This is a genomic window from Microbacterium maritypicum (assembly GCF_008868125.1).
Classification (GTDB): domain Bacteria; phylum Actinomycetota; class Actinomycetes; order Actinomycetales; family Microbacteriaceae; genus Microbacterium; species Microbacterium maritypicum.
On sequence record NZ_WAAQ01000002.1, the window covers coordinates 209,478 to 220,962 of the forward strand.

9 protein-coding genes are annotated in these 11,485 nt (G+C 67.9%); 4 read left to right on the forward strand and 5 right to left on the reverse strand.

Annotated elements, in window-relative coordinates:
• The first annotated feature begins 43 nt into the window (after positions 1–43).
• The 3 genes from F6W70_RS11765 to F6W70_RS11775 all read left to right on the forward strand — a co-directional run bounded on the left by F6W70_RS11765 (position 44) and on the right by F6W70_RS11775 (position 6,051).
• The gene (locus tag F6W70_RS11765; protein WP_151486815.1) at positions 44–5,221 is read left to right on the forward strand and encodes an endo-alpha-N-acetylgalactosaminidase family protein; all 5,178 of its coding nucleotides are present in this window, start codon (positions 44–46) and stop codon (positions 5,219–5,221) included.
• A 201-nt stretch (positions 5,222–5,422) separates the two neighbouring features.
• The gene (locus F6W70_RS11770; protein WP_151486816.1) at positions 5,423–5,656 is read left to right on the forward strand and encodes a FitA-like ribbon-helix-helix domain-containing protein; all 234 of its coding nucleotides are present in this window, start codon (positions 5,423–5,425) and stop codon (positions 5,654–5,656) included.
• Positions 5,653–6,051, forward strand: coding sequence for a type II toxin-antitoxin system VapC family toxin (locus tag F6W70_RS11775; RefSeq protein WP_151486817.1), 399 nt, complete (start codon positions 5,653–5,655; stop codon positions 6,049–6,051). The genes F6W70_RS11770 and F6W70_RS11775 overlap by 4 nt, the downstream gene beginning before the upstream one ends.
• A gap of 4 nt (positions 6,052–6,055) precedes the next feature.
• Here F6W70_RS11775 and F6W70_RS11780 read toward each other — a convergent pair whose 3' ends face one another.
• From F6W70_RS11780 to F6W70_RS11800, 5 genes are all read right to left on the reverse strand, one after another.
• On the reverse strand, positions 6,056–6,976 hold the full coding sequence (locus F6W70_RS11780) for a carbohydrate ABC transporter permease (RefSeq protein WP_055869419.1): 921 nt from the start codon (positions 6,974–6,976) through the stop codon (positions 6,056–6,058).
• Positions 6,973–7,950: a carbohydrate ABC transporter permease gene (locus F6W70_RS11785; RefSeq protein ID WP_127481699.1), complete on the reverse strand. Its 978-nt coding sequence runs from the start codon at positions 7,948–7,950 to the stop codon at positions 6,973–6,975. The genes F6W70_RS11780 and F6W70_RS11785 overlap by 4 nt, the downstream gene beginning before the upstream one ends.
• A 90-nt stretch (positions 7,951–8,040) precedes the next feature.
• Positions 8,041–9,354: an ABC transporter substrate-binding protein gene (locus tag F6W70_RS11790; protein ID WP_151486818.1), complete on the reverse strand. Its 1,314-nt coding sequence runs from the start codon at positions 9,352–9,354 to the stop codon at positions 8,041–8,043.
• A 189-nt stretch (positions 9,355–9,543) separates the two neighbouring features.
• Positions 9,544–10,371 carry an MOSC domain-containing protein gene (locus F6W70_RS11795; protein ID WP_151486819.1) on the reverse strand — a complete coding sequence of 276 codons (828 nt, stop codon included), beginning with the start codon at positions 10,369–10,371 and terminating at the stop codon, positions 9,544–9,546.
• 128 nt (positions 10,372–10,499) lie between these two features.
• The gene (locus F6W70_RS11800) at positions 10,500–10,685 is read right to left on the reverse strand and encodes a DUF3073 domain-containing protein (protein ID WP_017204296.1); all 186 of its coding nucleotides are present in this window, start codon (positions 10,683–10,685) and stop codon (positions 10,500–10,502) included.
• Between the two features lie 150 nt (positions 10,686–10,835).
• Between F6W70_RS11800 and F6W70_RS11805 the strand changes: the two genes are divergently transcribed.
• A complete protein-coding gene (locus tag F6W70_RS11805; protein ID WP_055869427.1) occupies positions 10,836–11,381 on the forward strand; it encodes a universal stress protein in 546 nt (181 codons plus the stop codon).
• The last annotated feature ends 104 nt before the right edge of the window (positions 11,382–11,485 follow it).

Here is an 11,485-nt window from a genome sequence, read left to right on the forward strand (position 1 = left end):
GAGCGTCTGTGCTCCCGGCGTCACCCCGACCGAGAGGCAAGACGTGTCGAAACCTTCCCGACCGCCCCGCACCGCCGTCGCCCTCAGCTCCCTGCTGGCGACGGCGCTCGCATTCGGTGGCGTGCTCACTCAGGCGCCAGCCGCGCAGGCTGCCGACCTGATCCCGGTCCCCAAGGCCGACTACCGCCTGCACGCGGTGTCGAGCGAGTCGGACCCCTATCCGGCTCCGCCGTCCCTCGACGGCACGGCGCTGGGCGCGTTCGACGGAGATTTCGCGACGCAGTGGACATCGCGGTACTCCGCCAACGCCCCGTTCCCGCACTGGATCGTCGTCGATCTGCAACGGTCGCTTTCGGTGAAGGCCCTCGACTACTCGGTCAAGAGGGGGCAGGGCGTCGCCGCGAAGACGGTCGAGGTCTACGTGAGCGATGATCCCGATGTCGCGCGCAACTCGCCTGCGGAGGGCGGGTGGGGCGCAGCCTCGGGAACGGCGACGCTTCATGCGCCGACCGCGAACGACGAGAAGCAGCGCATCACGCTCGACACCGCGAAGGATGGCCGATACGTGGCCCTGCTCGTGATCGACGCGCAGGGGACCACGGGGGGTGGGGCCGGCGAGATCGAGATCCTCTCCGACGAGCAGCTGCCGCCGATCGTCACCGAGCCCGAGATCCCCGACACCGATGAGACGGTCGAGATCGCCGACGGCGGCACGACCGCTGTCGTCTCGACGGAGTTCCCCCGCATCACCGGGTACCGAGTGGGCAGTGAGAGCATCGCCGGCCAGCGCTCCTCGGCGAAGACCTGGTCGGTCAACGGCACCGCCTACGCGTCGCAGACCACTTCGACGCCGTCGGCCACCGGAATCGACTACGTGTCGACGCTGACGGGCATCGACGTCACCGTGCGCAGCAGCATCCGCGTCGCGAAGGACGGCACCGTCGGGTTCGAGGTCACCGCGGTCGAGGGCACGGCGACCGTGACCACGCTCGGTCTCCCCGACAACGCCTTCCTCTCCGCGAGTGCCGCGGATGCCGGGTCGGTGCTCGATCGCACGGTGATCAGCCCCGACAGCACGAAGAACGCCGATGAGCACATCGCGGTGAACGCATCGACGGCGACCGGGCAGAAGGGTGCGGCCTTCGCATTCCTCGGCAACGGGGCTCTCGTGGGCAGCGTGATCACCAACGCGACCACCCAGGCCTCCGGCGGCACCCCATCGTGGAACACCCGCCTGACCACCCGTGTGACCGAGGCCGCAGGACGCACGGCCGAGATCGGCTCCAGCGCCTGGCTGATCCATCCGACCACCGCCGTCGACAGCCGGGTGACGACGTACGCCCTGCCCAAGGTGACCGTCCTCCTCGCCGCCGACCGCAACGCCGACGCGAGGGTCGACTGGCAGGATGCCGCGATCCGCTACCGCGAGGTCGACACCCCGCGTCTCGGAGCCGACCGGGTCGCCGAGCGCGTGGTCAGCCGCATTCCCTTCAACTTCGCCTCCAGCGCGACGAACTACTTCGACCTGGTGCTCGACAACACCAAGCGCATCGCGAACCAGACGGACGGTCTCGGCCAGTGGGTGCTCAACAAGGGTTACGGCAGTGAAGGCCACGACTCGGCGAACACCGACTACGGCGGGAACTACAACGAGCGCGCGGGCGGCCTCTCCGACCTGAACAACCTCGTCGACGAGGGCGCGAAGCTCAACGCCGACATGAGCGTGCACGTCAACGCCACCGAGATGTATCCGCAGGCGAACGCCTTCGACTCCGCGATCCTCGACGGCACGCCCCCGTACAAGCCGGGCTGGAACTGGCTCGACCAGTCGTACTACATCAACCAGCAGACCGACCTCGGAACCGGACGGGTGCTCGACCGCTTCCAGCAGCTGCGCGACGAGGTCCCCGGCCTCAGCGGCGTCTACATCGACGTGTACTACTCCAACGGGTGGGTCGCCGAAGAGCTCGCGGACGAGCTGAACGGCATGGACCTCGAGGTCGCGACCGAGTGGGGCGACAAGTTCGTCGACAGCACGGTCTGGTCGCACTGGCCGAACGACCTGGCCTACGGAGGCAAGGACAACAAGGGCATCAACTCCACCATGGTGCGCTTCATCCAGAACGGGCAGACCGACGTCTGGAACGACGACGCCCTGCTCGGCCAGCAGCGACTGATCGACGCCGAGGGCTGGGTCGGAAACCGCAACTGGGACGGCTTCGTCGACAACATCTGGAAGCAGAGCCTGCCGACCAAGTTCCTGCAGCACTTCGACCTGCTCACCTACGAGGCGGGCGCCGCGGCGACCCTGACGGACGACGTGGCGGTGCGCATGGACGGCAGCACCAGGGTCATCACGATGGACGGTGCCACGGTGCTGCGCGGCGACTCGTACCTGCTGCCGTGGCAGTCGCTGGAGTCCAACGAGGACTCCGGTTCGCCCGTCGACGCCGACAAGATGTACTTCTACTCGGCCTCCGGGGGAGACAAGACGTTCGGCCTCACCGAGGCCTTCCTCGGCAACACCGCCTTCGACGTGTTCGAGCTCGGCGACCAGGGGCGCGTCAAGATCGGCACGGTCAACGCGGCAGGCGGTGAGCTGACGCTCAGCGCAGAAAAGGGAACGGCCTACGTGGTGGTGCCCCAGGGTGGTGCGCAGCGTGCGGCCGTCGAGTACCGCGACGCCGGCCTCGACGACCCCGGGTTCAACTCCGGCTCGCTCGATGTCTGGAACCCGCAGGGGGATGTGACGATCGAGCGCACCGACCTGGGCAGCGCGAAGAACGACTCCCGGGGCGACAACATCGCCGTTCTCGGTGCATCCGCGTCGTCGATCTCGCAGACGGTGACCGGACTCACTCCCGGGCAGCGGTACGCGTTCTCCGCGCAGGTGCAGATCGACCCCACCGCCACCCGTGACGTGAGCGTCTCGGTCGACACCGGCTCCGGCGCGGTGACGCGCACCTGGAACCTCTCGCCGACGTACAACTACATGCGCGCCGACTCCAAGGCGGGCCAGTACTACCAGCGCGGCTCGACGTCGTTCCTGGCTCCGGCATCCGGTGAGGTCACCGTCTCCATCGGTGCCGTCGCGGGTGACGCGAAGGTCCGCATCGACAATGCCCGCGTCTCGGCCGACACCACGGCGCCGTTCGCGGCCGGCACGGTGTACTCGAACGATTTCGAGGGCAACGAGGCCGGCTGGGGGCCGTTCGTGAAGGGCGACGCCAACGGCATCGACGACCCGCGCACGAGCATCTCGCGCCGGCACGACCCGTATGCGAGCAGCGACTGGCGCAACACCGCCAAGCCGTTCGATGCCGGCCCCCTCGCGGGGCTCGCGGTGGACACGACGCTCAACGGCGATCACTCGCTCATGTCGCACTCCGAGAACAACGGAGTCGTCTACCGCACCGACCCGACGCTCGTTCCGCTGCAGGAGGGACACTCCTACCGCATCGGGTTCGACTACCAGGTCGGAGCGAGCGGTGCGTACCGCTGGCTGACCGGAACCGACGCGGTGTCTGGCGGCACGGTCACCTCGACCACGCTCAGCCGCACCGGGATCACGCAGGCGCTGGAGACGACGGAGTTCACGCAGGACGTGATCGTCGGATGCGGCGACTACACCTGGGTGGGACTCGAGCGCGTCGGGGGACCGGACGTGGACTTCGTGTTGGACGACTTCACGGTCACCGACCTCGGCCCCACGACCGGCGGCACTCCCTGCGCGACGGTGTCCGGCGAAGCGGGTGTGCTGAGCCCCGGTGCGCAGACCGCGTTCACGACCACCTTCACCAACAGCGAGTCCATCGCCGTCGAGAACATCGGCGTGCAGCTCGAGGTGCCGGAGGGCTACGCGGTCGAGGTCGCCGACGGCTCGTCGAACCTGTTCGGCGAGGTCGCGGCCGGCGACAGTGTGGAGACCACCTGGCTGGTCACCGCACCGGCCGCGGCAGCGGGAACGACCGTCGGCATCGGGATCGCCGCGACGTACCTCGCGGACTGCGATGTGCGCTCGGTCACCACCACCCAGGAGGTGTCGGTGTCCTCGCGAGCCCGCATCCCCAACTCGCAGATCTCCGTGACGGCGAGCTCCGAGGAGACGTCGGGTGAAGACGGTGCGGCCGCGAACATGCTCGACGGCAACGCCGGCACGTTCTGGCACAGTCGGTGGAGTTCGGCGGCGACGTCGTACCCGCACGTTGTGACGTTCGACCTCGGCGCCGCCGAGCAGGTCGACGGCATCTCGTACCTGCGCCGCGGTGCCAACCAGAACGGTCCGATCAAGGGCTACGAGGTCGCGGTGTCGACCGACGGACAGACGTACACCCCCGTCGCCTCGGGAGAGTGGAAGAACGCCGCCGAGTGGCAGGACGTGGACTTCGCGGAGACCACGGCCCGCTACATCCGGGTGACCGCCACCTCGTCGATCTCGGGGACGCAGTTCGCGGCCGTCGCGGAGATGGCCGTGTACGGTTCGTCGGCCCCTCAGGACGGTCACGCACCCGAGACGCGTCCCGACGACGACCTGAGCGACTGCAACCCGGTGATCGATCCGAAGCTCGGACTCGACGCCGACGCGGTGCGTGCCGGGGAGACGGTGGGCATGGCGCTCACGGGCTTCGGCCCGGGAACGACGGTGTCGGTCTGGCTCGACGATGTGAAGCTGACGGATGCCGCGGTCGACGCCAAGGGCGCGTTGACGACGCGTCTGCTGATCCCGGCGAACACGCAGCTCGGAGAGCACCGAGTGATCGTGCAGGATGCGGCGGGTGCGGAGCTGGCCAGCGCTTCGGTGAAGGTCGAGAAGGCGAAGCCGGGGAAAAAGGCGACCGTCACCCCCTCCATCGGATCTGTGGCGGCCGGGGCGACCCTGACCGTGCAGCTGAGCGGCTTCGAGCCCGACGCTCTGGTGCAGCTCTGGCTGCACTCCGAGCCGGTGCGCATCGGGGAGCTGACCATGTCTGCCGACGGTGAGGCCGTGGCGACCGTCACGATCCCCGCGGCGACACCCGCCGGTGCACACGCGCTCGTCGCGACCGACGCGCAGGGTGTCGAGCTGGCGCGCGGCGACCTCGCGGTCACTGCGGCGGCGGGAAGCGGCAACCTGGCGACCACCGGCGCGGAGGGGGCGATCTGGGCTGGTGCGGCTCTCGCGGCCCTGCTCGCGATGGGTCTCGGTCTGGGCCTCTGGCTGCGGAGGCGCCGCCACAGCTGATCCGCTGATGCAGAACGGCCCGGAGGGGAATCCTCCGGGCCGTTCTGCTGCACGCGCGGACGCGGCTTCCTGCACGACAGGGCCCGGTATCGGGTTCTCCCGATTCTCCGGTGCGCCACCCCCGTGCCGTGCGGCGAGAACACGCGAGGAATCAAGATGGTCCCCATAGCCGAACGAGAGGAACGCATGCATACTGAAAGCATGCCCAACGTGCTGATCCGTGACCTCGATCCGACGATCCACTCGGTCCTCGCGGCACGCGCGGAAGCACGGGGGCAGTCGCTGCAGCAGTACCTGACATCTGAGCTGGCGCTCCTCGCGTCCCGCCCCACCGTTCCTGAACTCTTGGGCGCTCTCGCGGAGAGACCTGCTGCACCGGTCATCTCGCCGGAGGCGATCGTCGCGGCGATCAGAGAGGGGCGAGACGACCGATGATCGTCGTCGACGCCTCCGTCGTGGTCGACGCGCTCTGCAACGTCGGTTCGAGCTCTTCACTTCACCGGCGACTGGCCGATGAGGTGCTGCTCGCTCCCGATCTGCTTCCCGTCGAGGTGGCATCCGCGTTGCGCGGCTTGAACCGTGGAGGCGAGCTGACCGATGACGCGCTCGAGACCGCCGCCGTCGACCTCTCGCGGCTGCAGGTCGAGCTGTACCCCACGCTGCCCCTCATCCCGCGCATTCTGGCGCTCCGCCAGAACGTGACGGCCTACGACGCGGCCTATGTCGCGCTCGCAAGCGTGTTCGGTTGCCCGTTGGTCACGCACGACCGAAGGCTCGCGCGCGCGGCCTCCGGTCATTGCGTTGTCGAGGTGCCAGGGGACTCCGGTTGAAGGGTCAGCCCTTCACTGCGCCGGCGGCGAGGCCGGAGCGCCAGTACTTCTGCAGGGCGAAGAACAGCAGCACGAGCGGGATCACTCCGAGCAGCGCGCCCAGCATGACCGCGCCCTTGTCGGGGGCGAAGTAGCTCACCATGCCGTAGAGGCCGAGGGTCACGGGCTTCAGATCCTGACTCGAGATCATCATGAGCGGCAGCAGGAAGTTGTTCCACGTGGCCACGAAGATGAACAGGAAGATCGTCACCATCGCCGGACCCAGCAGGCGCATCACGATCGTGAAGAAGATGCGCGCCTCGCCGGCGCCGTCGATGCGGGCGGCCTCGAGCAGTTCGGTCGGCACCGATGATTGCGCGTAGACCATGCCGAGGAAGACGCCGAACGGCGATACCGCCGACGGGATGATGATCGCCCAGACGGTGTTGGTCAGTCCGAGGGCCTGGAACTCGATGTACAGCGGGACGGTCAGCAGCGCCACGGGGAGCAGCAGCCCCGCCATGATCACGCCCACGGCGATGCGCTTGCCGGGGAACGCGAACTTCGCGATCGCGTAGCCGGCCATCACGGCGAACAGGGTGCCGATGACGCCTGCGCTCACGGAGTACAGCATCGAGTTGCCCACCCAGCGCCAGAACAGTCCCTGCGTCCAGCTCATCAGGCTGTCGTAGTTGGTGTCGAGGTTCCAGCCGGCGAACCAGAAGCCGAAGGTCGAGGTGAGGTCGGTGTTGTTCTTCGTCGAGGCGACGATGAGCCAGTACACCGGCACCAGGAAGTACAGCGTGGCGATGACGAGCGCGATGATGCCGAACGCACGCGCGAGCGGGGTGGGCGCGATCGAGGGCGGTGGGGCATCCACATCGCGCGGACGGCGAGGGCGTCGACGTGTGGATGCTTCGGTGGTGATGAGGCGCGTGGTGGTCATGCGTCGCCCTTCCGGCGCTGCAGCAGCGCGTACACGATCGCGAGCACACCCGCGATCAGAGCCATGAGCAGCGAGTAGGCCGATGCCGGACCGCTGCCGGACGGTGAGATCTCGCCCATCATCGTGTTGTAGGTGAGCATCATGGGGGTGAAGTCCTTGCCCATCCACGAGTTCGCGGCTTGCAGCACCACCGGCTCGTTGAACAGCTGGATGGTGCCGATGATCGACAGCAGCACCGCCAGGAGTGCGGCTCCCCGCACCAGCGGCACCTTGATGCGCATCGAGATCTGGAAGCCGGAGGCGCCGTCGAGGCGGGCTGCTTCATACAGATCGCGCGGAACGGCCTGCAACGCCGACAGGAAGATGAGCATGTTGTAGCCCGTGTACGTCCAGGTCGTCATATTCGCCATCGAGAACAGGATCGTGCCCGGCGCCATGAAGTCGGTGCCTTCGGGGAGGAACGGCAGGAAGGGCGACACCTCCGGTGTGTACAGATAGAGCCACATCATCGCCGCGATGATGCCGGGAACCGCGTACGGGAGGAAGAAGGAGAGGCGGAACAGCGTCGGGCGACGCACGATGAACGAGTCCAGCAGCAACGCGAGTCCGAGGGCGACGAGGATCATCACGGGGATCTGCAGCGCCGCGTAGAGGACCACGCGCCCCATGCCGGTCCAGAAGGCTCCGTTGGTCGCGGCGGTGACGAAGTTCTCGAGCCCGACGAACGTGTCGACGAGCTCGCCGCCGCCGTAGAGTCCATCCCCTGCCGGCACCTGCGCGAAGAACGACGAGCGGATCGAGACGATGATCGGCACCAGGAAGACCAGCACGAACAGCACGGCGAACGGCGTCATGAACAGCCATCCCGTGAGGCCTTCGCGTCGGGTCCCGAACCGGCGCCGGCGGGTGGGGCCCGCGGGTATGCGCGCTGTCGGCGCCGGTGCCGCACCTCGCGTTTCGGTCACTGTGACCATGGTGTCGCCTCTCGATGTCAAGACGACGGCGGAGTGCACGATTGCGCGTGCACTCCGCCGTCGATCATCCGATGATGCCTTCTCGTCGACTCACTCCGCGACCGGGAGGCCGAGGTCCTTCAGCGAGGACACCGCGGTGTCCTGAGCCGTGGTGAAGATGTCGGCGACCGATGCGGTGCCGGCGACGGCTGCCGCGGCGGTCTCGTTCATCTTCGACAGCGTCGAGAAGCCCGGTGCATACGGGAAGTCGGGGTTCAGATCTCCGGTCGCGGTGGCGAGCTCGGCGAGCACATCCTGGCCGCCGAACTGACGCAGCATCTTCTCGGGGGTCTCCACTTCGCCCTTGGCGGCGACGACGAGGCCCTGCGACGCGAGGTCGTCGACCTGCGTGTTGAACCAGTCGTTGAACTCCATGGCCTCGGCGGGGTGCTCGCACCCCTTCATCACCGAGACGCCGGAGCCCCCGTCGGGGCCGCTCATGGCGCCTGCGCCGAAGTCGGGGAGCTGGGCGACGCGCCACTGCCCCTCGGCCGGCGTGCCGTCGAGCGAGTCGAGGAGGAACCCGGCTTCCCACGCGGCCCCGATGTGGCCGATGAGGCTGCCGTCGTTGAGCGCGGCGGTGAAGCCCTCGCCCCACCGCTCGGTCGCGAGGGTCTGCTTGCCGTCGAGGACGCCTTGCCAGAACGCGGCGACGCGCTCGGAGCCTGCTCCCTCGGCGTCGACCTTCCACTCGTCGCCGGCGGTGGTGAACCAGGTGTCGCCCGCCGCGGCCGACTGGGCGGAGAGCCAGTTCTGCGCCTCGTCGGGCGTGAAGGCCGTGACGTACTTGCCGGCGGCTGCGGCCGTGGCGGAGTCAGCCGTCAGGTCGTCGAGCGTCTTCGGTGCGTCGAGGCCCAGCGCCTGGAACTCGGCTTCATTGTAGAAGTAGACGAGGGGGCCGGTGTCCTGCGGGAGGCCCACGATGGCGTCGCCGACCTTCATGCCGCTGAAGGCTCCGGCGGAGTAGTTGTCCTCGTACTTCTTGGCCTCATCGGCGACGTCCTGCAGCAGTCCCTTCACGAACAGCTGCGGCACCTCCGAGTAGCCGGTCTGTGCGAGGCAGGGCCCGTTGCCGGCCTTCACGTCGGTCTCGAGCTTGAGGATCATGTCGCTCGACTTGCCGTCGAACTTCGTCGCCTTCACCTGGATGTCGGGGTGCTCGGCGTTCCAGCGGTCGACGATCTCGGACGCCGGCGTCATGCCCTCGCCGTCGGGGAGACGGTGCAGGTACTCGATCGTGATGGGTTCGCCGCTGGCGCCGCTGTCACCGGAATCGCCGGATGAGCAGGCGGCGAGGCCGAAGGCCGACACCGCGCCGACCGCGACGATCGCGGCAGTGCGGGTGAAGCGAGGGGTGATTGCCATGCTGTTCTCCTCTTTGAGGTCATGTTCCTGCGGATCGCCCTGGGCGGGGGAGTGACGCCGAGGCGCCGTCGATCACATGCACATCAAATCAGAAAATGTTTGCGCTCACAACCCCGGGATGATCACAACACAGCCGCACTCGTGCCGCTGAAAGGGAGCGCTGACATACCTCGTCGAGGCACTCGAGGATCACGCCAGGTGCGCGCGGACCTCGTCACCGACGTGGATCACTCCGCCGCCGGGGGTCGAGCCGTCATCCGACGGCGTCCAGCCGGGCAGCAGCAGGCGTCCGAGGGTCGGTTCCTGCTGCGCGAGCGCTCCCGTGAGAGTGGTGAGCACCTTCGCGTCGCGCACGCCGGTGTCGGGATTCGCATGGGTCGCGAGGCAGCGCACGATGGGACCGGCGGTCTGGAAGGTGAGATCGCCGATGCACACCTCGCCGGTCCACGCGAGCTCCTGCCACGCAGCGGCGTCGTCGATCACGATGTTCGAGCGGAAGCGCCGGTCGTCGATGCCCATCCCGAGCGCTTCTCCCAGTGCGCGGACGCTGCCTCGGCCATGCACCGAGACGTAGCCGCGCGCGCGGTCGTGGAAGCGAGGCGTCTGCCCGTCGCCGACGAGCACCAGCGGGAGCCGGCCTGGCCGACGAAGGCGGCGCCCCTCCGGGGTCGCGAGGACGAACTCGGAGAGAGCATCCGCGAGATCGCGCCGTCCCTGTGCGTCGAGGTCGGCCTCCACGAGAGTCGCGCCGGCGTGCTCGATGCGGATGCGCCGCGTCTCGTCGTCATAGCGGGTGTGCAGCGCGGCGAGACCGGGGAAGTCCTGCAGGGCGAGTCCCTTGGCCTTGGGCCAGTGATCGACGCCGTCGCGGTGCTCCGGCTCAGCGGCATCCGCGAATCGGAACGCCAGCACGCGGTCGCCGGCGACTCTGCCGTCGGGGTGCACGGTCAGGGAGTCGCGGTGCTCGGGAGTGAGCCCCTTGATCGGGTGGCGATAGAGGGAGACGACGCGTGCCATGAGGAGATCCTCTCAGCTGCCGAACCCCGCGCACGACGAATGAAGCACTGGTGCCGAGATTGTCTCCTCGGCACCAGGCCACGACGAAACACCCGCACCACGTGCGGGTGTGACGAACAGAGGGGCGGTCAGGCCTTCTCTAGTTCGTCCTCGTCTTCGTCGGCATAGTCATCGGCCCACTTGTCGACATATGCGTCTTCGTCGGTCGGGTGAGCCAACTCGCGCTCGAGAGCGGAGTAGTTCACCGACGGACTGTACGCCTTGAGTTCGCGGGCGATCTTGGTGTGTTTCGCCTTCTGACGGCCACGGCCCATGCGCGAGACCCCCTCACGAGTTAAGCGGCGGGTTTGAAGGCCCGCGGCATTTTTCACGACACCGGTCTAAAGCCGGTAAGAGTAGCATTCAGAATAGCACGCGGGTAAGACCCTCTGGCCGACGCCAGGCAGGTGAAGGGAACGATCTCCATGACCGACAACACCTCTACTCCCTCCGACGAGGCCGCACAGAACGCGGCGCTGCAGAAAGCCGTCATCGTCGGCATGCAGGTCGACCAGGATCGGCACGTGATCGACGAGGCTGTCCGCTACGCGCGATTGCTGAGCGCGCCGCTGGTCGTCGCGCACGTCGACGTCACGCGCTTCGTGACGTACGAGGACCCGGACGGCTACGTCCATTCGGCTCCGATCGACATCAACTTCGACGCCGGCGCCGCGGAGTTCGAGGCGGTCGAGGCCACGGCCGCCCGACTTCTGGCGGGGACCGACATCACCTGGACGGCTCGGCAGCTGGTCGGTGACCCGGCCCTGGCCATCAAGCAGCTCGCCAACAAGCTCGACGCCCAGCTGATCGTCGTCGGCACGCGCAAACGCGGCATCGGCGAGTCGATCAGGGAGTTCTTCACCGGATCGGTCGCCGCACGTCTTGCGCACCGACAGCATCGTTCGATCCTGGTCGTGCCGCTCGGCGAGTCGGTGCCGGACGAGCAGAAAGAGATCTGGCCCGAGCAGTAGCGGGCGGTTCCGAACACAGAAGAGGCCCCGCAGGCGTATCGCCTGCGGGGCCTCTTCTGTGTATGTCACCCCCTGTGGATGACGATGCCGTGACGTCGTGCCGA

Excerpts from the sequence above, each read along its gene's own strand:
- F6W70_RS11785 (WP_127481699.1), bottom strand. The coding sequence starts at position 7,950 with ATGGTCACAGTGACCGAAACGCGAGGTGCGGCACCGGCGCCGACAGCG.
- F6W70_RS11790 (WP_151486818.1), bottom strand. The coding sequence starts at position 9,354 with ATGGCAATCACCCCTCGCTTCACCCGCACTGCCGCGATCGTCGCGGTC.
- F6W70_RS11780 (WP_055869419.1), bottom strand. The coding sequence starts at position 6,976 with ATGACCACCACGCGCCTCATCACCACCGAAGCATCCACACGTCGACGC.
- F6W70_RS11795 (WP_151486819.1), bottom strand. The coding sequence starts at position 10,371 with ATGGCACGCGTCGTCTCCCTCTATCGCCACCCGATCAAGGGGCTCACT.
- F6W70_RS11805 (WP_055869427.1), top strand. The coding sequence starts at position 10,836 with ATGACCGACAACACCTCTACTCCCTCCGACGAGGCCGCACAGAACGCG.
- F6W70_RS11800 (WP_017204296.1), bottom strand. The coding sequence starts at position 10,685 with ATGGGCCGTGGCCGTCAGAAGGCGAAACACACCAAGATCGCCCGCGAA.
- F6W70_RS11770 (WP_151486816.1), top strand. The coding sequence starts at position 5,423 with ATGCCCAACGTGCTGATCCGTGACCTCGATCCGACGATCCACTCGGTC.
- F6W70_RS11775 (WP_151486817.1), top strand. The coding sequence starts at position 5,653 with ATGATCGTCGTCGACGCCTCCGTCGTGGTCGACGCGCTCTGCAACGTC.